Raw genomic sequence first — 19,640 nt, 5'->3', positions numbered from 1 at the left:
TATCAAAAAGCCCCGGCGGAGTGTTCCGCCGGGGCTTTTATCGTGTCTTCCGGGCTGGGGGACGGGGGGCTGGGGGGACGGGGTCAGTTCAGGGCCGGGCACATTCCGCCGCCACAGCCACCGCCGCCACAGGGCGGCACCGGATCGGCACTGCTGCCGACGGTTCCGCCGGAGCCGGACAGGCGCGGTGCCATCAGGGATTTGCTGACGGCGGTGTCGCCGCACTCAGGGCAGGACAGGGCCACGGCCGCCTTTTGGGTGTCGTAGTCGGCCATCGAGTCGAACCACTGGTCAAATTCGTGATCGTGGCTGCATACCAGACGGTAACGGATCATCGCTCTGCTCTCTGTTGAAATGCCGCAGAAAAAGGGTTGAGAGGCCTGATTTAGCACAGGCCCGGCCCTGACACCACCGCAGGGCAGCAATGCCGCTGTCATCCTGTTGCGGCCCGCGCCGGGTTGTCTTATATACCTTTCAAACCGTCGGGCTGTCTGCCCGGGCGGGGAACAGGGCTCCTGGGGAGCCCGCCTTTACTGTTTAACCCCTCAGGGGACCGTGGCGGCGCCGGTCAGGGCCGCAGCGTGTCTGCCGCAGCAACAGGTGAGAATGATGAGCAAGGTTATCGGGATCGACCTCGGGACCACCAATTCCTGCGTCGCGATCATGGACGGCAAGGAAGCCCGCGTGATTGAGAACGCCGAAGGCGCCCGCACCACCCCGTCGATGGTGGCCTTTGCCGCCGACGGTGAGATTCTGGTGGGCCAGCCGGCCAAGCGTCAGGCCGTGACCAACCCGGAAAATACCCTCTTCGCCATTAAGCGCCTGATCGGGCGCCGCTTTGATGATCCGACCGTCAAGAAGGATCAGGGTCTGGTTCCGTACCGGATCATCAAGGGTGACAACGGCGATGCCTGGGTGGACGTGAAGGGCGACAAGCAGGCCCCGTCCCAGATTTCCGCCAATATCCTGAAGAAGATGAAGGAAACCGCCGAAGCCCATCTGGGTGAAGCGGTGACCCAGGCCGTGATCACCGTTCCGGCCTACTTCAACGATTCCCAGCGTCAGGCCACCAAGGACGCCGGCCGCATCGCCGGTCTGGAAGTGCTGCGCATCATCAACGAACCGACCGCTGCGGCGCTGGCCTATGGCCTCGACAAGAAGGACGGCGGCGTGATCGCCGTGTACGACCTTGGCGGCGGTACCTTCGACGTGTCGGTGCTGGAAATCGGCGACGGCGTGTTCGAGGTGAAGTCCACCAACGGCGATACCTTCCTCGGCGGGGAAGACTTCGACGCCCGCATCATCGACTACCTTGCCGATGAGTTCAAAAAGGAACAGGGCATCGACCTGCGCGGCGACCGTCTGGCCCTTCAGCGCCTGAAGGAAGCCGCCGAAAAGGCCAAGATCGAGCTGTCCTCGGCCCAGCAGACCGAAGTCAACCTGCCGTTCATCACCGCCGACGCCAGCGGGCCGAAGCACCTGAACGTCAAGCTGACCCGCGCCAAGCTGGAAGCCCTTGTCGATGACCTGATCCAGCGCACCGTCGAGCCGTGCCGCAAGGCGCTGGCCGATGCCGGCCTGAAGGCCAGCGAAATCGACGAGGTGATTCTGGTCGGCGGCATGACCCGCATGCCGAAGGTCCAGCAGATCGTGAAGGAATTCTTTGGCCGCGATCCGCACAAGGGTGTGAACCCGGACGAAGTGGTGGCGCTGGGCGCGGCCATTCAGGGCGGCGTGCTGAAGGGTGAGGTGAAGGACGTCCTGCTGCTCGACGTGACCCCGCTGTCGCTGGGGATCGAGACGCTGGGCGGCGTGTTCACCCGCCTGATCGACCGCAACACCACCATCCCGACCCGCAAGTCGCAGACCTTCTCCACCGCCGACGACAACCAGACCGCGGTGACCATCCGCGTGTCGCAGGGCGAGCGGGAAATGGCGGCGGACAACAAGCTGCTGGGGCAGTTCGATCTGGTCGGCCTGCCGTCCGCACCGCGGGGCGTGCCGCAGATTGAGGTGACCTTCGACATCGACGCCAACGGTATCGTCAACGTGTCGGCCCGCGACAAGGCGACCGGCAAGGAACAGGCGATCCGCATTCAGGCCTCCGGCGGTCTGAACGACGATGAAATCCAGCGCATGGTCCGCGAAGCGGAACAGAACGCCGCTGCCGACAAGAAGCGCCGCGAGGCGGTGGAAGCCCGTAATCAGGCCGATGGTCTGCTGCATCAGGTTGACAAGAACCTGAAGGAGCATGGCGATAAGGTCGATGCGGCCACCAAGAGCCAGATCGAAGCCGATGTCGCCGCCCTGCGCGGTGTCATGGACGGCGACGATGCCGATGCCATCAAGGCAAAGACCGATGCCCTGATGCAGTCGTCGATGAAGCTGGGTGAAGCCATGTACAAGGCCGAGCAGGCTGCGGGCGATGACGCCGGGGCTGCCGCCAAGGACGATGGCGTGGTTGACGCCGACTTCGAAGAAGTCGACGACAAGAAGAAGTAAGACGGGCCGGGTGCCCCGGCCGATAAAGCCGGGGCACCGCCGTCATGGCAGGACCGTTCCCCCCGCTGTCCGCCTGTCTGCTGTCTCCGGCCTGATACCGGAACAGCGGGCGGGCCATCCGTTCCGGCGATGCCGGGCGGTGCCGGGGCCGGGCCGCATCATTCAGGCGCACGCATCCTGTCGCCACATCGGTCGGATTCATCAATGAGCAAACGGGATTATTACGAGGTTCTGGGGTGCCAGAAGGACGCCAGTGCCGACGACCTGAAAAAGGCCTACCGCAAGCTGGCCATGCAGTTCCACCCGGACCGCAATCCGGGGGATGCCGAGGCTGAGGCCAAGTTCCGGGAAGTCAACGAAGCGTATGAAATCCTGAAGGACGATCAGAAGCGGGCGGCTTACGACCGCTTCGGTCACGGGGCTTTTGAGGGCGGTGCCGGAGGCGGTGGCTTCGGCGGTGGTGCCGGTTTCAGCGGCTTCGGCGACATTTTCGAGGAAATGTTCGGCGAGTTCATGGGGCGTCGGGGCGGTGGTGGCGGTGGCGGGTCCAACCTGCGCGGCTCCGACCTGCGCTACGAAATGGACATTTCGCTGGAAGACGCTTTTGCCGGGCGGGCCGCGACGGTTACCATCCAGACGTCGGCGGGCTGCGAACCCTGTAATGGCACCGGGGCCAAGAACGGTGCTGCCCCCGCCACCTGCCCGACCTGTCACGGTCATGGCCGGGTGCGGGCGCAGCAGGGCTTCTTCACCATTGAACGGGCCTGTCCGACCTGTGGCGGGGCCGGTAAGGTTATCAAGGATCCCTGTTCGTCCTGCGGCGGCTCCGGCCGTCAGCGCAAGGATAAGATGCTGGAAGTGAAGATTCCGGCAGGGGTTGAGGATGGCACCCGGATCCGTCTCTCCGGGGAAGGAGAAGCCGGTCTGCGCGGCGCTCCGGCCGGGGATCTGTATATTTTCCTGTCGGTCCGGCCGCACCGGATCTTCCAGCGCGACGGTGCCAACATTTACTGCAAGGTGCCGATTCCGATGACCACGGCGGCGCTGGGCGGCACCATCGAGGTGCCGTGCATTGACGGCAGCCGGGCCAGCGTGACCATCCCGGAAGGCACCCAGAACGGCCATCAGTTCCGGCTGAAGGGCAAGGGCATGAGTGTCCTGCGCTCCACGGCCCGGGGTGACATGTTCATTCAGGCGGTGGTGGAAACCCCGGTCAACCTGAGTGCGGAGCAGAAGGAGCTTCTGCGTAAATTTGCCGCCGCCGGGGGCGGTGATGGCAATACCAGCCCGGAAAGCAGTGGTTTCTTCAGCCGGATCAAGGAATTCTGGGATGATCTGACTGACGGTCCGAAAAACTGATTCCGCAGAGTTTATGAAAAAGAACAGGGCAGTCCCGTTGGGGCTGCCCTGCTTTTTTGCTCCCCGGTTGGGTATACTATCTGATGATATTGACAATCATTATTAGTTGATGCGATTGGTGGATCCGGTTGTGCCCGGATCTGGGAGTATGCTGCCATGGAATGTGTCGAAGCGGCTGGGGTCAGGCTGTTTCTGGATACGCAGACATTGCGCAGCGGTGACCGCTGGCTGTCCCGGACGGCTCCGGGACTGTGGCTGGGGGTTTTGGTCGATGGCAGTATCACCACCCGTCACGACACCGCGCCACCCCACCACTGGACCGGCAACATGGCCACCGGCTTCTGGGCTGAACAGCCGCTGGAAACCGAGCATCTGGCCCGGGTGGACAGTGTTCTCAGCGGTGTTTTCGTGCATATGGACAGCGAGACGGCCGGACAGTTGCTGGGGGATGCCGCTGTGGCACCGCTGCTGCGCCGGGAGCCGGTGGCGCATCCCAGCTCGGTCCGGGCCCGCCGTCTGTCCCGGGCGATGCTGGCCTGCTCCCTGAGCGGCGCGGCGCGGCGTCTGGCCCTGATGGCGCAGACCTTTGAGCTGGTGGCGGCCCTGTTGCCGGAGGCTTCTCCGTCAGAAGACGGGCAGGGCGGACCGACTTTCCCGGCCCGGGACCGTCGGCGGGCGCAGGATGCCCGGGATATTTTGCTGGCGACGATGGCAGCCCCGCCAACCTTGCCGGAAGTTGCCCGACAGGTGGGATTGAATGTCCGCAGGCTGGGGCAGGTTTTTGCCGGAGAATACGGGCTGTCGCCCGGAGCGTGGGTGAAGGAGCAGCGGCTGTTGCAGGCCCGTGAGGCGCTGGAGCGGGGCGAAGGGGGCGTCGCGACGGTTGCCTATCGGTTTGGCTATACGCCAGCGCATTTTTCGGCAGAGTTCCGCCGCCGGTTCGGCATGCCTCCGTCGGCGTTCCTGAAAGACCGGGATGCCTGACTGCCGCGATTCCGAAACAGAAAATCCGAAACCCCAAAGCTGGGCCTGTTGTTATTAAGAATGATTCGCTGTTGAGTGACCTCACCTTTTTTTGACGGTGAGGTTTTCCGATGTCCTGCCGACGGTCTCTCCAATTCTCCCCCCAATTCTCCCCCCAGTTCTCTCAGGCCCTGATCTCTGCCTGTCTGGCGGGGACAGCACTTCTTGCCCCTGATCCGGCCGTAGCCCAGTCTGCCCCCCCTGCGTCACCGGCTTCCGCAGTGGTGGCGTTGCCGGAGGTGACGGTCAGCGCCCGCAGAACCCCGGAGCTGGCTCAGGAAACCCCGGTGGCGGTCACCACGGTGTCGGGGGAGGCATTGGACCGGGGCCGTGGCAGCAGCTTCGAGGATGTGGCCCGCCTGAGCCCGAGCACGGTTTTCAGTCCGCAGGGCGGGCCGTTCACCATCCGTGGGGTCGGGTCGATGGGAATGGACGGCGGGATTGACCGTCAGCTTGGGGTCGGACTGTTTCTCGATGACGTCTATGTCGGGCGTCCCGGGGCCTTTCCGACGCTGCTGACCGATGTCGGGCGGGTGGAAGTGATCCGTGGCCCCCAGACCACCCTGTACGGCAAGAACACCATCGGCGGGGCGGTCACGGTGGTAACGCCGGATGCCGGGGCGGAGCCTGCGGCCTCTGTGGATCTGCGGCTGGGCACGGGGAATGAGCGGGCGGTCCGGGGCAGCGTCAGCACGCCGCTGGCCAACGGGAACGTCCGGGCCCGGGCATCCTTCGCCAGCACTCAGCGGGATGGATACATCGATAACCGGACCACCGGCGGCAAGGATGCCGATACCGGAACCTATTCCGGCCGGATCGGGGTTACGTCCTTCGCCGGAGAGGATACGACGCTGCGGCTGACCGCCGATTATGAGCGGGATGCCGATGATGGCGGCATCCCGTTTGTGCCGCTGTCGGTGGCGAAAAAGCGGGAATCCATTCTCGATGCCCCGGCCAAGCGCAGTGCTGACCGGGGCGGGGCAGCCCTGAAGGTTGACCATGACCTGCCGGGGGCAACCCTGACCTCGATTTCCGCCTTCCGCGGCTTTCAGTGGGATATGGTGCTGGATGGTGATTTCTCGGCAACGCCGATGCTGTTGCAGGGTCAGGATGAACGGCAGTGGCAGGTGAGTCAGGAGGTCAAGCTGGCATCCGTCTCTCCGGCAGTACGGTCTGCCGGGGATCTGCGCTGGCAGGCCGGGCTGTTCTATCTGCATGAGGATTTTAAAGGCAGCCAGACCTACGACATGGCGTCGGTGTCGCAGGAAGATGCCAGCCGGAATGCGCTGGATGTCACCACAGAAACCTTTTCGGCCTTCGGCGACCTTGGATACGCGGTGACGCCTGCGGTGGAGGTATCCGCCGGGCTGCGCTACACCCGGGATATCAAGGACGGGACCGCCACGGTTTCCAGCCCGTCGGGGAACAACTTCTTCGGGACGCCCGCCACCGCCTCGGGCCGCCGCACCGATGATGCCCTGTCGCCGGAGGTCGGGCTGACCTGGACGGTGTCACCGCAGGTCATGGCCTATGGCAAGGTCAGCCGTGGTTTCAAGGCCGGGGGGATCAGCCAGTTTCTGGAGGCCGGAGGCAAGGCCAATAGCTATGACCCGGAAACAAGCTGGTCTTACGAGATCGGCAGCAAGACCGACTGGGCCGATGGCCGCCTGACCGTCAATGTCGCCGCGTTTTATACCGACTGGAAAAACCAGCAGGCCCGGGTGGCGGTCAATCCTGCCCTACCGACCCTGCGGGTGATCGATAATGCCGCCGCCGCCACCAGCTACGGGGCGGAGCTGGAGGCTGCCGCCCGCCTGAATGAAGAGGTGACGCTGACCCTGGGCTATGGCTGGCTGCGGGCGCAGTACGATACGTTCCGTGTCGCGGCGACCGGGGCGGATTACTCCGGTCATCAGACGCCCTTTTCACCGCGGCATACCCTGACGGCGGATCTGGCATGGCAGCATCCGGTCGGGGCGGGGCTGACCCTGTTTGCCAGCACCACGCCGACGCTGCGGTCCTCCTATACCTTCGATCCGGAAGGCGCCTACCGCCAGCCTGCCGCCTTCACGGTGAATGCCGAGGCAGGGGTCAAGGGAGAGGGCTGGTCGCTGTCCCTGTGGGGACGGAATCTGACCGATGAGACCGTCCTGAAGGGCTATTTCCGCTCCAACGGGCAGGATTACGGGGTGGCGGAAGACGGTGCTGCCGTCGGTCTGACCGCAAAGGCGGTGTGGTGATGGACGGATCTCAAGGATCGTTTCCCCGCCGCGATGCCCTTCTGCTGGGGGGACTTTATGTGTCGCAGGCGCTGCCGATGGGAATCACCTGGCTTGGCCTGCCGCCGTACCTGCGGGCGCACGGTCTGCCGCTTGATCTGATAGGACTGTCAGCGTTTGCCTTTCTGCCATGGATCCTTAAGGCCCTGTGGGCGGCCCCGGTGGAGCGGTGGGCAATGCGGCGGGGGTGCCTGTCGGTGATCCGCTGGATGCAGGGGATGGCGGGGTTGGCGTTTGCCGGGCTTGCCGTGGTCGGCGATCCGGCCAGACCGGAACAGATGGGGGTTTTGCTCGGCCTTCTGGTGGTCCTGAACACCCTGACAGCCACGCAGGATATTGCGGTGGACCGCCATGCGATCCTTCAGCGTCGCCGGATGGGGGCGCGGGCGGTCAACACGGTCCGCTTTATCGGTTTCACCGTTGGGATGCTTGGGGGGGCGGCAGCGGTTCTCCTGTCCGATCAGACCGTGGGATGGGCAGGGGCGATGCTGCTGTGTGGGGCGTGGATGCCGGTGATGGCCGGTCTGGCCGCCGCGCTGCCACCCCCTCCGGCAGACGGGGAGGCCGTCTCGGCCCGGTCCCCTTCTCTGCGGCATTTCCTGCGGCAACGGCACGCGGTGGCGATGATCGGGGTTGCCCTGCTGTTCAAGGCGGCTTCGGCAGGCAGTGACGGTATGCTGAAAAGTTACTGGGTGGATCAGGGGCTTACTCTGGATCAGGTCGGCGTGATCTCGGCCGTTGCCTTTGCCACCCTTGGCCTGGCCGGAGCCCCGGCCGGAGCGGGGTTGCTGCTGCGTGGGGTTTCGCCCCGGGGACTGGCCTGTGGGGCCGGGGCGGCGGCGGCGCTGTGTCTTGCCATGACCGGCGGGCTGGTTCTGGACCCGCCGGGGGCTGCCGTGGTGCCGTTGACCGCTGTTCTGGCCGTTGTGCAGGCGTTTCTGGAGGGCATGGCATCTCTGGCCTTTCTGACCCTGTTCATGCGGTGGTCGGCCTCCGATCAGCCGGGAACCGATTTCACCCTGTTCTTATGCGCGGAAAGTCTGGGGTCGCTGCTGTTTGCCAGTGTTGGCGGGCTGATGGCCCAGCATCTGGGCTATGCCGCCCATTTTCTGACCCTGTCGGCACTGTCGGTGTCGGTGATGGCTGGTCTGGCCGTAATGATCCGGCGGTTTGATCCGCCGCTGCCTGTTGAGAGAGATTGCGATGTCCCTGCGTGACCGCTTTATTGATGTGACGGCCCGCAAACCGTCGGGGTGGATTGGCCGCAGCCTGTACCGGGAGTCCCGACCCCACCGACAGGGCTTTGACCGCCTGAAAACGGAACTGGCCTTGCGCCCCGGCGAAACGGTGGTGGAGACCGGTTGCGGGGCCGGGGTGCTGTTGCAGGAGATGCTGGCGGTCTGTGCGGCTGGGGCAGCCATTGACCACAGCCCGGAGATGATCGCCCTGAGTGCGGAACGGAACCATGCGGCGATTGCCGCCGGCCGGCTGGATCTGCGGTTGGGGGATGTCCATGCCCTGCCGTGGGCGGACGCCAGTTTCGATGCGGCAGCCAGTGCCCATATGTTCTTTTTTGTCGCCGATCCGGGGAGGATGCTGGCCGAGGTCCGTCGGGTGCTGAAGCCGGGCGGGCGGCTGGTGATTGTCACCGCAGCGCGTTCCGCTTCGCTGTTTCTCCGGCCCTATGCACCGGCCATGCGGTATTACAGTGATGCCGACCTGTCCGGTCTGGTGACCGCTGCCGGTTTTGTGGCGGTCCGGGTGTGGACGGAAGGGCGTCACCTGCAACTGGCGCATGCCACAGCGCCGCTGTGATGGAATGAGGAACGGTATCAGTCGCGTCCGTCCGGGCCGTCCAGCGGGCGGGCCGGACGGCGGTAGGTTGGCAGGCCCCAGCCGAAGACAATGGCCCCGGCCCGCAGGCCGAAACCGGCGCAGAATCCCCCGGCGGCCTGAATTTCCACCGGCAGGTCCAGCGCCCGCAGGACCAGATAGACACTGGCCCCCAGAATGGCGGCGGTGGCGTAGACCTCGCGGTTAAACAGCAGCGGTGATTTTTCCCCGCACATGATATCGCGCATCAGTCCGCCGAAGGCGGCGGTCATCACCCCCATCAGCACCGAGACCACCGGCGCGGCCCCAAGGGCGGCGGCCTTCTGGGCCCCGGTCACTGCATACATGCCAACCCCGACCGCATCCATCCACACCAGCGCCCGATAGCGGGAGGACAGCAGCCGCGCCGCCCAGAAGGTGGTGACAGAGGCGACAATGCAGATCACCAGATAGTCCGGCTGAGTCACCCACACCGGGCGTACCCCCAGAATCAGGTCGCGCAGGGTGCCGCCACCGATTCCGGTGACGGTGCCGACGAAGACGAAGCTGAGCAGGTCCATTTCCCGCCGGGCGGCAACCAGCGCGCCGGAGATGGCGAACACCGCCACGGCGGTCATATCAACCAGCGTGATCACCCGGGCGACGGCAAGGCTTTGATCCAGCGACAGAAGGGTATCGGCCAGCATGATTTATCCCTTGAAGGTGTTTTTCTGCTGCCGCAGCGCGGCAAACACGGCGGTTCCGTCCTGACCGGACAGGCCGACGGCGGCGGCAATTGCCGGATCATCGGCCCGCAGGAACGGGTTGAGGCGTTTTTCATCGTCCAGCCGGACCGGCAGCGTCGGCTGCCCCTGTTCCCTGCGGGCCCGGATCCGGTCCCCAAGGGCGGACAGGGCCTCGTCCTGCGGGCTGATGGCGTGGGCAAATTGCCAGTTGGAGAGGGTGTATTCGTGGGTGCAGAACACCCGGGTCTCATCCGGCAGGGCGCGCAGGGCGGTCAGGCTGGACCAGAACTGTGCGGCGGTGCCTTCAAACATCCGTCCGCAACCCAGCGAAAACAGGGTGTCGCCACAGAACAGGGCGGACTCGCCCTCAAACCAGTAGGCGATATGGCCGGTGGTATGCCCGGGCACCGCCATCACCCGCGCCCGGGCGGTGCCGACGGTCACGGTGTCGCCGTCCTGCACCAGACGGTCCGGCGCGGGCAGGCGGTGGGAATCGGCGGCGGCCCCGGTGACGGTGCAGCCATATCGCTCCCGCAGCGGGGCGACACCGTCAACATGGTCCCAGTGGTGATGGGTCAGCAGGATCTGATCCAGCGTCCAGCCCCGGGCCTCGCAGGCAGCCACCACCACTGCCGGATCGCCGGGATCGACCGCCGCCGTCCGGTTGGTTTCCGGGCAGTGCAGCAGCCAGATGTAATTGTCGTCGAAGGCGGGCAGGCAGAGGATATCCAACGGCATGGCGGGCTCCGGGGGCGGGATGTCACCCCTTGTTATCGGCCAAGAGCAGACTCATTTCAAACATCGCGGCAGAGGCCTCACCGTCAAAGCTGTTGAGTTTTCCCCGGAACCGGCGTTCCCTGTCTGGAAGGGGCCACCATACAGGATGCAGACACCGGCATGTTTCTGGACGTGGTTGATCTTCGTGATTTTTATGCCAGCAGCCTTGGTCAGGTCACGCGGCGGCTGATTCGCCGCCATCTGCGCGACCTGTGGCCTGATGTGCGGAGGCTGCGGGTGCTGGGAATCGGCTACGCCATTCCCTTTCTGCGGCCATTTCTGGGCGAGGCGGAGCGGGTGCTGGCCACCATGCCAGCGACGCAGGGGGTGCAGGGTTGGCCGCCGGAAGCCCCGGGTCTGGTGGCCCTGACCGAGGATGTCAACCTGCCGTTCCCCGACCGCTCCTTTGACCGGATCATTCTGTGCCATACCCTTGAGAACACCGAACACAGCCGCGCCCTGATGCGCGAGGTGTGGCGGGTGCTGACCGATGATGGCCGGCTGGTGGTGATGGTGCCCAACCGTCAGGGGATCTGGGCGCATCTGGAGCGGACCCCCTTCGGCAGCGGGCGGCCCTACAGCGAAAGCCAGCTCCGGCATCTGCTGCGCGACACCATGTTTACGCCGGAGATGACCCGGCAGGCCCTGTTTCTGCCGCCGACGCGGTCGCGGCTGTGGCTGGCGTGGGCGCAGGGGGTGGAACGGATCGGTGCCCGCTGGTTTCCGTCTTTCTGCGGGGCGATCCTGATCGAAGCCTGCAAACAGCTGTATGCGATGCCAAACACCGGGGTTCCGGCGACGCCGGGCCGGTATATGGCCCTGCCGGAGCGGCTGGGGCTGAGCGGGCCGAAGCGGGCGCGGCCCCGTTCGACGACGCCGGTGCCGCATCCGACGGGACCTCACCCGACCGTTCTGCCGCCCGATGGTGATGGGGCCTGATCCGATATCCATGCCCGCTTTCCGGCGGCGGGGCCGATCAGGATCAGGCAGACTGCCGCCATGATGACCACCCCCGTTTCGACCGATCAGCTTTATGCCGCCCTGTTGGCCCGTGATCCCGCCTATGACGGGTTCTGGGTGGTCGGGGTGCGCACCACCGGCATCTTCTGCCGCCTGACCTGCCCGGCCCGCAAGCCGAAGCGGGAGAACACGGTGTTCTTCGACACCATCGCCGCCGCGCAGGCCGCCGGATTCCGGCCCTGCCTGCGCTGCCGTCCGCTGGAAGCCTGCGCCTGTCCGGGCGGGACCCCGGTGCGCCCATGGCTGGCCGACCTGCGCCGCCGGGTGGAGGCCGAGCCGGACCGCCGCTGGGGCGAGGACGATCTGCGGGCGCTGGGGCTGGATCCCTCCACGGTCCGCCGGGCGTTCCGGCAGACCTTTGGCACAACCTTCACCCGCTTTGCCCGGTCGCTGCGGCTGGGGGCGGCGGTGGCAACCCTGAAAGACGGTGCTGCGGTGATTGAGGCACAACTGGACGCCGGATACGAATCGGCCAGCGGTTTCCGCGAGGCGATCACCCGTTTGCTGGGCACTGCCCCGGCCCGGCTGCGGGACCAGCATACGCTGCTGGCCCGTTGGATCGACACCCCGATCGGCGCGATGCTGGCGATCGGGGACCAATACGGCCTGCATCTGCTGGAGTTTTTTGACCGGACCGCCCTGCCGACGGAAATCACCCGGCTTCAGACCCGCTATGGCCCGATCCCGTTCGGCACCTGCCCGGTTCTGGAGGCGGTCGATGCCGAGATGACGGCCTGGTTCCGCGACGCCCGCAGCGCTTTCACGGTGCCGGTGGTGCAGCGGGGAACCGCCTTTGAACAGGCGGTCTGGGCGGAACTGCGGCAGATCCCGCCGGGAGAGGTGCGCACCTATGGCGGGCTGGCGCAGCGCATTGGCAGGCCGCAGGCGGTGCGGGCGGTCGGGCGCGCCAACGGGGCCAATCAGGTGGCGGTGATCGTGCCCTGCCACCGGGTGATCGGGGCCAACGGGGCGCTGACCGGGTACGGCGGCAAGCTGTGGCGCAAGCAGTGGCTGCTGGAACATGAACGCCGCAGTGCCCACCGGGCGGAAGCGCTGCCGTCCGGATGACGTGCCGCCAGCTTCCTGACGGTTGGCCTATCCTGCCCCTTTCGCCATCGGGAACAGTCCCCTATACTCCGCGCGGTCTGTTACAGGTCCTGAACCTCCACCTTTTCCCACAATGGGGCATCTGTTCATGAAAAAGGGCGATATCAAGAAGGTCGTGCTGGCCTATTCCGGCGGCCTTGATACCTCGATCATCCTGAAGTGGCTACAGGTCGAATACGGCTGCGAAGTCGTGACCTTCACCGCCGACATCGGTCAGGGTGAAGAACTGGAGCCGGCGCGCAAAAAGGCCGAAATGCTCGGCATTAAGGACATCTTTATCGAAGACCTGCGCGAAGAGTTCGTGCGTGACTTCGTGTTCCCGATGTTCCGCGCCAACACCCAGTACGAAGGTGTCTATCTGCTGGGCACCTCGATTGCCCGCCCGCTGATCGGCAAGCGCCTGATCGAGATCGCCGAGGCCACCGGTGCCGACGCCATCTCCCACGGTGCCACCGGCAAGGGCAACGATCAGGTCCGCTTCGAGCTGACCGCCTACGCCCTGAAGCCCGATATCAAGGTCATCGCGCCGTGGCGTGAGTGGGACCTGAACAGCCGCACCAAGCTGATCGAATACGCCCAGCAGCACCAGATTCCGGTGCCGAAGGACAAGCACGGCGACGCGCCCTATTCCATGGACGCCAACCTGATGCACATCTCCTATGAAGGCAAGGCGCTGGAAGATCCGTGGCAGGAAGCCGACGACGATATGTTCCGCCTGACGGTGTCGCCGGAAAACGCGCCGAACGAGCCGGAATACATCACCGTTGATTTCGAGCAGGGCAACGCCGTCGCCGTCAATGGCGAGCGCCTGACCCCGGCCGCCCTGCTGACCAAGCTGAACGCGCTGGGCGGCAAGCATGGCATCGGCCGCCTCGATCTGGTGGAAAACCGCTTCGTCGGCATGAAGTCGCGCGGCGTGTATGAAACCCCGGGCGGGTCGATCCTGCTGGTGGCTCACCGTGGTATTGAAAGCATCACCCTCGACCGCGAGGAAGCGCACCTCAAGGACAGCGTGATGCCGAAGTATGCCGAGCTGATCTACAACGGCTTCTGGTTCGCCCCGGAACGTCTGGCCCTTCAGGCCCTGATCGACAAGACCCAGGAAAACGTCACCGGCACCGTGCGCCTGAAGCTCTACAAGGGCGTGGCCAGCGTCGTCGGCCGGAAGTCGCCGAAGTCCCTGTACCGCATGGACTATGTGACCTTCGAAGAAGACAGCGTCTACGACCAGTATGACGCCAACGGCTTCATCCGTCTGAACGCGCTGCGTCTGCGTCTGGGCAAGCTGGCCCGCGGCTGATCCGTCTGAAATCCCGCCCGGATCGCCCGTAAGGGGCTTCCGGGCGGGATTTTTTTGGCCGCCCTGCCGGTCTGGACCGGTTCCAGACAGAGGGGGATGGCCTGAAAACCTGTTTTTCCGTCAATCAGCAGCAGGGGTTGGTATGCCGGGCGTTTTTCGCAGCAGTGTTTGCCGATGGGGCCGTTGGCTTGCCCCGGTGCTGGCGGTCTCTGTCGCAGCCTGTTCGGCCAATCCGCTGGGGATTGATGATGATGAATGGGCGCAGATGACCCCGACCCAGCAGGCGCTGGCGACGGAGAAGGAACGCGAGCTGGCCGAGGTGCGGGTGGACAATCCCTCCGGCCTGCTGGTGCTTCCGGCCCCGGTCGGGCACGCGATGGATGAGGGGCGCCGCCTGCGGGTGGAGGAACGCCGCCGCCGCGACCGTTTCGGCGATACCCTGACCTGCCATTTTGAGGACATCGCCGCCAGTTTCGACGGTCGGTGGTCGGTGGCCTATCCGCTTCAGACCTCGATCGTGCGCGGCGAGTTTCAGGCGCTGCCGCTGACCGAGACCGCCAGCGAGGAGCGGGAAGCGGTGTGGCTGGATTACAGCGACAGCGGCAATACCCTGCGCCTGTGTTCCGGCGTTTCAGACCGTGGCCATTTCCTCGGCTGTGCCACCATGGTTGCCGCCTACCGCGATCTGGTGGAGGGCATGCAGTGGCAGGTGACCCTGCCGGGCGTGATGGAGGCGACGGTGGTCTGCGCTTTCAAGCCCGGTGTGGCGGTGACGGTGTCTCAGCCGGACTGATCCCCGCTCTGCGGATCGGTCTGCCCGTCCGCCCCGGTTGTCCGGTGTCCGCGCAGGCGGGCCGCCGTGGCCCGGAAGGCCTGCATGGCCTCGTGAAAACGATCCAGATATTCCGGCATCTCTGCACAGTACCGTTCAACCGTCTCCCGGTAGGCGGCGGCATGCCGCCGGGTTCGTTGTGCCATACTGATCAGGTCGGAAGGTGTGGGTTCAGGGGTGGTATCTTGGCACATAGAAGACCTGACAGAGGGAAGACCTGACGGAGGAGAGCCATAGGTGCCAGTGCAATGCAAAAACCCCGGCACGGTTGTGCCGGGGTATATCATAAAAATAAAAGAATACTAGATTGTAATTAGTATAATTAGAGTCCGACAGACCGTTGGCAGGCCGTCAGAGTGTTCTTCAGCAGGCAGGCGATGGTCATCGGGCCAACCCCGCCCGGAACCGGGGTGATGGCGGAGGCCACCGGCGCGGCGGAGGCAAAGTCCACATCGCCGACCACCTTGGACTTGCCGTCCGGCAGGGCGATGCGGTTGATGCCGACGTCGATCACCACCGCGCCGGGCTTCAGCCAGTCCCCCTTCACCATTTCCGGGCGTCCAACGGCGGCCACCACAATGTCCGCCTCGCGGCAGACGGCGGGCAGGTCTTTGGTGCGGGAATGGGCAACGGTGACGGTGCAGCTTTCCTGCAACAGCAGCTGGGCCATCGGCTTGCCGACAATGTTGGAGCGGCCGATCACCACCGCATGCTTGCCCGACAGATCGCCCAGATGATCCTTCAGCAGCAGCGAGCAGCCGAGCGGGGTGCAGGGCACCAGCGCCTTGCCGCCGGTGGCCAGCAGACCGGCATTCATCGGGTGAAAACCGTCAACGTCTTTATCCGGGCGGATGGCGGCGATGATCTTGTCGGCGTCGATGTGCTTCGGCACCGGAAGCTGAACCAGAATGCCGTGGATGGTCGGGTCGGCGTTCAGGGTGTCGATCAGGGCCAGCAGATCAGCTTCCGGGGTGTCGGCGGACAGTTTGTGTTCCACCGACTTCATCCCGCATTCGACGGTCTGCTTGGCCTTGTTGCGGACATAAATCTGGCTGGCCGGGTCTTCGCCGACCAACACCACCGCCAGGCCCGGCTGCACGCCGTGGCTGGCCTTCAGGGCGGCGACATCGACGGCGATCTGCGCCCGCAGGGTGGCGGCAAAGGCTTTTCCGTCGATGAGTTTCCCGGTGGGCAGGTTTTCGGTGGGCAGGGTGGCGGGCGTGGTCATGACGGCATCCTCTGGCGCAGGTGGTCGAGCAGGGTCTGGGTGTCGCCATGGATCAGCAGGGTCTTCCGGCGGTCCGTGGCTCCGGCGATGATTTCAAATCCGCTCTTAGGCAGTTTCCACGCTTTCGACAAGAGCTGAATCAGCGCGGCATTGGCTTTTCCGTCTTCCGGCACGGCGGTGACGCTGGCTTTCAGCACCTGTCCGCCGTCGGCCTCGTCCGCCAGCCCCTGAATGGCATCCCGGCTGGCCTTGGGGGTCAGGCGCACATGCAGCCGCACCCCTCCGGCAGCGGGAAACAGCGGGCCGGAAGGGGCAGAAGGCCGGTCGGTCATTACAGGCCGCCCATCGCCACCCGGTAGGTCAGCTGTGACAGCACACCCTGGACGAACCACAGGATCAGGATCATCGCCATCGGGGCCAGATCAATGCCGCCAAGGTCGGGGATGATGCGGCGCAGCGGGCGCAGCGGCGGCTCGGTGATCTTCCACAGGAAGGTGCCGACGCTGTCGACAAAGCGGTTGCGGGTGTTGACGATGCCAAAGGCCACCAGCCAGCTGAGGACGGCAGAGCCGATCAGCGCCCAGATGAACAGATTGATGATGACATTGATGATCTGAAGCAGCGGAATCAGAACGACGGTCATGGTGAAGGCGCTGTCCCTGATAAATTCCGGCCCGGCAGGCCGGTTCTGTCCTTAACCCTAATCAGCGGAGCGGGGGCGGGCAAGGGGGGCAACCGGCCTGCCGGGCGTAAAAAACGACAAAGATTGAAAAATTTTTGAAAAAGACGTTGACAGGGGGCAGTGATCTGGGGATTATGCGCGCCTCAAGGGGCCGTAGCTCAGTTGGGAGAGCGCAGCAATCGCACTGCTGAGGTCGAGGGTTCGACTCCCTTCGGCTCCACCAATCAAAACCCGCCGACTAAATCGGCGGGTTTTGTCTTTTCTGATTGGTCCCATCCGGGGCATTGTCAGGTTCGGTCGTCTGCCGTTTGGGGATCCCGATGAAGGTCTGTCAGATCTGTGCGGTTGATTTCACACTGAAAAACTTTCTGCTGCCGTTGATCGACGGCATGCAGGATCAGGGATGGCAGGTGACGGCGGTCTGTTCCGACGGGCCGTTTATCCCGGACCTGCGGGCGCGGGGCTATCGCATCATTCCGGTGCCGATTGCCCGCAGCATGAACCCGCTTCTGGCCGCCCGCTCGGTGCTGGCGCTGGTCCGGCTGTTCCGGCGGGAACGGTTTGACATCGTCCATGCCCATACCCCGGTGGCGGCCCTGATTGCCCGGCTGGCGGCGCGGATCGCCGGAGTGCCGCTGGTGATCTACACCGCGCACGGCTTTTATTTCCACGAGGAGATGCCGGGCTGGAAGTACCGGCTGTTCGTCGGGCTGGAGCGGTTCGGCGGCCTGTTCACCGACCTGCTGTTTTCTCAGAGCAGCGAAGATGCCGAGGATGCCGTCCGGCTGGGGATCCTGCGGCAGGACCGGGTTCTGGCGATTGGCAACGGTGTCGACGTCCGGCGGTTTGATCCGCAGCAGGTTGGGGACGGCGCGGACATCCGGGTGGAGCTGGGGATTCCGGCGGAGGCCGTGGTGATCGGCTGCATTGGCCGACAGGTGCGGGAAAAGGGGATCGGTGAGTTTCTTCAGGCGGCGCAGGCGCTTGCTGCCCGCTGCCCGCAGGCCTGGTTTCTGCTGGTCGGCGAAAAGCTGGCCTCGGACCATGCGCAGGGGGTGGAGGCCGAACTGGCGGCGGCCCGGGCCGCGCTGGGGCCACGTCTGGTGACGCCGGGGCTGCGCGGCGATATCCCGCAGTGTCTGGCGGCGATGGATGTGTTCTGTCTGCCGTCGTGGCGGGAAGGGATGCCGCGGACCATCATCGAGGCGATGATGATGGCAAAGCCGGTGATTGCCACCAATATCCGGGGGGCGCGGGAAGAGGTGGTGCCGGAGGAAACCGGTCTGCTGGTCCCGTTGAAAGATCCTGCCGCTCTGGCGGCTGCCATGCAGCGCCTGATCGGGGATGCACAGGCCCGCCGCCGTTTCGGTCTGGCCGGACGGGAGCGGGCGCTGCGCCTGTATGATGAGCGGGCGGTGGTGACCTTACAGATTAACCGGATTAAACAGGGTCTGGGGCAGGGGGGCTGAGTCCTCAGCCCTTTTTGGTTCCGGCAATCACCCGCAGCAGGGCCAGCCATGGCTCCAGCGCCAGCATGTGGGTGCCAAGGATGGTGATCAGCTTTTCCGGCGTCACCGGTGTTTCCAGCGAAAACCGTTCGCCATACACCGCCCAGCCGTCACTGCGCAGCGAGATCGGCAGTCCTGCCGCACAGGCTGCCTCGATCACCTGAAGCAGGGCCAGTTTGCGCTGGGGGTTGTCGGACGGCAGCGGCACCAGCGGGGCGGCGACCACAAGGGACGCCTGTCCTTCTGCCTCGTGAAAACGGCAGGCCCATGGCAGGTCCAGAGAGGTGAAGGAAAAAGTCAGCGGGCCGATGGTACGCAGCACCTGAACCGAGCCGCTGTCATCAACGGCAAGGGCTTTCAGGCTGACGGCTTCCATATGACGGCGGATGGCGTCACTCATACTTTATATCTCTTTCCTGCCTGCGGCGCCATCGGCCGGTGGGGACGGAACCGCCTGACCGAAGCCCGGTCTGCGGTGTCGCTGTCCCCCCGCCGGTGTGACATATGCCTTTCTGTCGTGCACCGGTTATCCCCTCATGGGGTAACAATAGCATGGCAGCGGCAAACAGGGAATTCTGCTGCGTGATGTATTGGTGCTTTGCCGCAGGCGCGCAGACGTCTATTCTGTCGCCAGACAGGGCACCCGGTTTCGCGAACAGACGCGGACCGCCGGGCCGCCCCTGTCCCACCGTTTTCCGCCCCGCCGCTTCCGGTTTCCGGCCCGGTGGGCCAGACTGATCAGACAATAGGTTCAGCGTGCAAGTCACTCAAATTCCCTGGACGCGCTATGTGCTTCCGCCCCTGCACGAAGAAGGCCCGCGCTTTCTGGCCGTGTTCGCCGTTGTCACTGCCCTGCTGTTCTGGGCGTGGTGGCCTTTGGGGATCGCGGGCTGCGCCCTGACCGTGTGGTGCTATTTCTTCTTCCGCGACCCGGTCCGCTATATTCCGACCCGTCCCGGCCTGATCCTGTCGCCCGCCAGCGGTGTGGTGCAGATGATCGGCCCGGCCGTGCCGCCGCTGGAACTGGGGATGGGCGATCAGCCGATGACCCGGGTCTCGGTGTTCATGAGCGTGTTTGACTGCCATGTGAACCGCATTCCGGCCGGGGGCGAGGTGGTCAAGGTTGCTTACCGCCCCGGCCAGTTCCTGAATGCGACACTGGATAAGGCCAGCGACGACAACGAACGCAATTCCCTGCGCCTGAAATTTGAGGATGGCCGGGAAATTGCCGTGGTGCAGATTGCCGGTCTGGTGGCCCGCCGCATCCGCTGCGATGTGCGCGATGGCCAGAAGGTCGGCACCGGCGAACGCTTCGGCCTGATCCGGTTCGGGTCGCGGCTGGATGTCTATCTGCCGGAAGGGGTCAACCCGCTGGTGGTGCTCGGGCAGTCCTGCGTGTCGGGGGAAACCATCATCGCCGACATGGCCAGCCCGGAAGCGGCCCGCGAGGGGAGCGCGATCTGAG

Annotated in this window: 20 protein-coding genes and 1 tRNA gene; 13 read left to right on the top strand and 8 right to left on the bottom strand. The window is 65.0% G+C overall.

What is annotated here, in order from left to right:
• Positions 1 to 83: 83 nt before the first annotated feature.
• Entirely contained in the window at positions 84 to 335 is a 252-nt protein-coding gene (locus FHS48_RS02085; protein ID WP_184260785.1) for a DUF1178 family protein, read from the bottom strand.
• Positions 336 to 609: 274 nt separating this feature from the next.
• On the opposite strand from FHS48_RS02085, the gene dnaK reads away from it, so the two are divergent.
• The 6 genes from dnaK (at position 610) to FHS48_RS02055 (ending at position 8,978) form a co-directional block, all read left to right on the top strand.
• Entirely contained in the window at positions 610 to 2,502 is a 1,893-nt protein-coding gene (gene dnaK, locus FHS48_RS02080) for a molecular chaperone DnaK (protein WP_184261369.1), read from the top strand.
• A 204-nt stretch (positions 2,503 to 2,706) separates the two neighbouring features.
• Positions 2,707 to 3,861, top strand: a complete 1,155-nt coding sequence (dnaJ, locus tag FHS48_RS02075; RefSeq protein WP_184260782.1) for a molecular chaperone DnaJ — start codon at positions 2,707 to 2,709, stop codon at positions 3,859 to 3,861.
• Between the two features lie 156 nt (positions 3,862 to 4,017).
• Positions 4,018 to 4,845: a helix-turn-helix transcriptional regulator gene (locus FHS48_RS02070; RefSeq protein ID WP_184260780.1), complete on the top strand. Its 828-nt coding sequence runs from the start codon at positions 4,018 to 4,020 to the stop codon at positions 4,843 to 4,845.
• Between the two features lie 263 nt (positions 4,846 to 5,108).
• A complete protein-coding gene (locus FHS48_RS02065; RefSeq protein WP_184260779.1) occupies positions 5,109 to 7,124 on the top strand; it encodes a TonB-dependent receptor in 2,016 nt (671 codons plus the stop codon).
• Positions 7,124 to 8,380 (top strand): MFS transporter, encoded by a 1,257-nt coding sequence (locus FHS48_RS02060; protein ID WP_184260777.1) that lies wholly within the window; start codon positions 7,124 to 7,126, stop codon positions 8,378 to 8,380. Before FHS48_RS02065 ends, FHS48_RS02060 begins: the two co-directional genes overlap by 1 nt.
• On the top strand, positions 8,367 to 8,978 hold the full coding sequence (locus tag FHS48_RS02055) for a class I SAM-dependent methyltransferase (RefSeq protein ID WP_184260775.1): 612 nt from the start codon (positions 8,367 to 8,369) through the stop codon (positions 8,976 to 8,978). The genes FHS48_RS02060 and FHS48_RS02055 overlap by 14 nt, the downstream gene beginning before the upstream one ends.
• A gap of 17 nt (positions 8,979 to 8,995) precedes the next feature.
• On the opposite strand, the gene FHS48_RS02050 is transcribed toward FHS48_RS02055, so the two are convergent.
• Both FHS48_RS02050 and gloB read right to left on the bottom strand, forming a co-directional pair.
• On the bottom strand, positions 8,996 to 9,682 hold the full coding sequence (locus FHS48_RS02050) for a trimeric intracellular cation channel family protein (RefSeq protein WP_184260773.1): 687 nt from the start codon (positions 9,680 to 9,682) through the stop codon (positions 8,996 to 8,998).
• A gap of 3 nt (positions 9,683 to 9,685) precedes the next feature.
• Positions 9,686 to 10,459, bottom strand: coding sequence for a hydroxyacylglutathione hydrolase (gene gloB / locus FHS48_RS02045; RefSeq protein ID WP_184260771.1), 774 nt, complete (start codon positions 10,457 to 10,459; stop codon positions 9,686 to 9,688).
• A 159-nt stretch (positions 10,460 to 10,618) separates the two neighbouring features.
• Here gloB and FHS48_RS02040 point away from each other — a divergent pair, with 159 nt between their 5' ends.
• The 4 genes from FHS48_RS02040 (at position 10,619) to FHS48_RS02025 (ending at position 14,718) form a co-directional block, all read left to right on the top strand.
• Positions 10,619 to 11,437 (top strand): class I SAM-dependent methyltransferase, encoded by an 819-nt coding sequence (locus FHS48_RS02040; RefSeq protein WP_184260769.1) that lies wholly within the window; start codon positions 10,619 to 10,621, stop codon positions 11,435 to 11,437.
• Between the two features lie 60 nt (positions 11,438 to 11,497).
• A complete protein-coding gene (locus FHS48_RS02035) occupies positions 11,498 to 12,586 on the top strand; it encodes a bifunctional transcriptional activator/DNA repair enzyme AdaA (protein ID WP_260402287.1) in 1,089 nt (362 codons plus the stop codon).
• A gap of 127 nt (positions 12,587 to 12,713) precedes the next feature.
• Positions 12,714 to 13,925 carry an argininosuccinate synthase gene (locus FHS48_RS02030; RefSeq protein ID WP_184260765.1) on the top strand — a complete coding sequence of 404 codons (1,212 nt, stop codon included), beginning with the start codon at positions 12,714 to 12,716 and terminating at the stop codon, positions 13,923 to 13,925.
• A 142-nt stretch (positions 13,926 to 14,067) separates the two neighbouring features.
• On the top strand, positions 14,068 to 14,718 hold the full coding sequence (locus FHS48_RS02025; protein WP_184260762.1) for a hypothetical protein: 651 nt from the start codon (positions 14,068 to 14,070) through the stop codon (positions 14,716 to 14,718).
• Here the strand turns inward: FHS48_RS02025 and FHS48_RS02020 are convergent.
• The 4 genes from FHS48_RS02020 to FHS48_RS02005 all read right to left on the bottom strand — a co-directional run bounded on the left by FHS48_RS02020 (position 14,706) and on the right by FHS48_RS02005 (position 16,628).
• A complete protein-coding gene (locus FHS48_RS02020; RefSeq protein WP_184260758.1) occupies positions 14,706 to 14,903 on the bottom strand; it encodes a hypothetical protein in 198 nt (65 codons plus the stop codon). The genes FHS48_RS02025 and FHS48_RS02020 overlap by 13 nt on opposite strands.
• Positions 14,904 to 15,079: 176 nt before the next feature.
• Positions 15,080 to 15,952 carry a bifunctional methylenetetrahydrofolate dehydrogenase/methenyltetrahydrofolate cyclohydrolase FolD gene (folD, locus tag FHS48_RS02015; RefSeq protein ID WP_184261365.1) on the bottom strand — a complete coding sequence of 291 codons (873 nt, stop codon included), beginning with the start codon at positions 15,950 to 15,952 and terminating at the stop codon, positions 15,080 to 15,082.
• 29 nt (positions 15,953 to 15,981) lie between these two features.
• Entirely contained in the window at positions 15,982 to 16,317 is a 336-nt protein-coding gene (locus tag FHS48_RS02010; RefSeq protein ID WP_184260755.1) for a DUF167 domain-containing protein, read from the bottom strand.
• The gene (locus tag FHS48_RS02005) at positions 16,317 to 16,628 is read right to left on the bottom strand and encodes a YggT family protein (protein WP_184260752.1); all 312 of its coding nucleotides are present in this window, start codon (positions 16,626 to 16,628) and stop codon (positions 16,317 to 16,319) included. The genes FHS48_RS02010 and FHS48_RS02005 overlap by 1 nt, the downstream gene beginning before the upstream one ends.
• 186 nt (positions 16,629 to 16,814) lie before the next feature.
• Between FHS48_RS02005 and FHS48_RS02000 the strand changes: the two genes are divergently transcribed.
• Positions 16,815 to 16,890 (top strand) — tRNA-Ala (locus FHS48_RS02000).
• A 97-nt stretch (positions 16,891 to 16,987) separates the two neighbouring features.
• Positions 16,988 to 18,136, top strand: coding sequence for a glycosyltransferase family 4 protein (locus tag FHS48_RS01995; protein WP_221443312.1), 1,149 nt, complete (start codon positions 16,988 to 16,990; stop codon positions 18,134 to 18,136).
• A gap of 4 nt (positions 18,137 to 18,140) precedes the next feature.
• Here the strand turns inward: FHS48_RS01995 and FHS48_RS01990 are convergent, their stop codons facing one another.
• A complete protein-coding gene (locus FHS48_RS01990) occupies positions 18,141 to 18,575 on the bottom strand; it encodes a hypothetical protein (RefSeq protein ID WP_184260749.1) in 435 nt (144 codons plus the stop codon).
• 356 nt (positions 18,576 to 18,931) lie between these two features.
• Between FHS48_RS01990 and FHS48_RS01985 the strand changes: the two genes are divergently transcribed.
• A complete protein-coding gene (locus FHS48_RS01985; RefSeq protein ID WP_311769059.1) occupies positions 18,932 to 19,639 on the top strand; it encodes a phosphatidylserine decarboxylase in 708 nt (235 codons plus the stop codon).
• The last annotated feature ends 1 nt before the right edge of the window (position 19,640 follow it).

It is taken from the genome of Novispirillum itersonii (assembly GCF_014205675.1).
Taxonomy (GTDB): Bacteria; Pseudomonadota; Alphaproteobacteria; order Rhodospirillales; family Rhodospirillaceae; genus Novispirillum; species Novispirillum itersonii_A.
Note: the sequence above shows the minus strand (reverse complement) of the source record. Positions and strands in the feature narration are given on the sequence as shown.

Bases quoted from the DNA above. Each gene is read 5' to 3' on its own strand.
- dnaJ (WP_184260782.1), top strand. From the start codon at position 2,707: ATGAGCAAACGGGATTATTACGAGGTTCTGGGGTGCCAGAAGGACGCC.
- FHS48_RS02035 (WP_260402287.1), top strand. From the start codon at position 11,498: ATGATGACCACCCCCGTTTCGACCGATCAGCTTTATGCCGCCCTGTTG.
- dnaK (WP_184261369.1), top strand. From the start codon at position 610: ATGAGCAAGGTTATCGGGATCGACCTCGGGACCACCAATTCCTGCGTC.
- FHS48_RS01995 (WP_221443312.1), top strand. From the start codon at position 16,988: ATGAAGGTCTGTCAGATCTGTGCGGTTGATTTCACACTGAAAAACTTT.
- FHS48_RS02040 (WP_184260769.1), top strand. From the start codon at position 10,619: ATGTTTCTGGACGTGGTTGATCTTCGTGATTTTTATGCCAGCAGCCTT.
- FHS48_RS02020 (WP_184260758.1), bottom strand. From the start codon at position 14,903: ATGGCACAACGAACCCGGCGGCATGCCGCCGCCTACCGGGAGACGGTT.
- FHS48_RS02085 (WP_184260785.1), bottom strand. From the start codon at position 335: ATGATCCGTTACCGTCTGGTATGCAGCCACGATCACGAATTTGACCAG.
- FHS48_RS02060 (WP_184260777.1), top strand. From the start codon at position 7,124: ATGGACGGATCTCAAGGATCGTTTCCCCGCCGCGATGCCCTTCTGCTG.
- FHS48_RS02050 (WP_184260773.1), bottom strand. From the start codon at position 9,682: ATGCTGGCCGATACCCTTCTGTCGCTGGATCAAAGCCTTGCCGTCGCC.
- FHS48_RS02055 (WP_184260775.1), top strand. From the start codon at position 8,367: ATGTCCCTGCGTGACCGCTTTATTGATGTGACGGCCCGCAAACCGTCG.
- FHS48_RS02010 (WP_184260755.1), bottom strand. From the start codon at position 16,317: ATGACCGACCGGCCTTCTGCCCCTTCCGGCCCGCTGTTTCCCGCTGCC.
- FHS48_RS02025 (WP_184260762.1), top strand. From the start codon at position 14,068: ATGCCGGGCGTTTTTCGCAGCAGTGTTTGCCGATGGGGCCGTTGGCTT.
- FHS48_RS01990 (WP_184260749.1), bottom strand. From the start codon at position 18,575: ATGAGTGACGCCATCCGCCGTCATATGGAAGCCGTCAGCCTGAAAGCC.
- gloB (WP_184260771.1), bottom strand. From the start codon at position 10,459: ATGCCGTTGGATATCCTCTGCCTGCCCGCCTTCGACGACAATTACATC.
- FHS48_RS02070 (WP_184260780.1), top strand. From the start codon at position 4,018: ATGGAATGTGTCGAAGCGGCTGGGGTCAGGCTGTTTCTGGATACGCAG.
- FHS48_RS02030 (WP_184260765.1), top strand. From the start codon at position 12,714: ATGAAAAAGGGCGATATCAAGAAGGTCGTGCTGGCCTATTCCGGCGGC.
- FHS48_RS02005 (WP_184260752.1), bottom strand. From the start codon at position 16,628: ATGACCGTCGTTCTGATTCCGCTGCTTCAGATCATCAATGTCATCATC.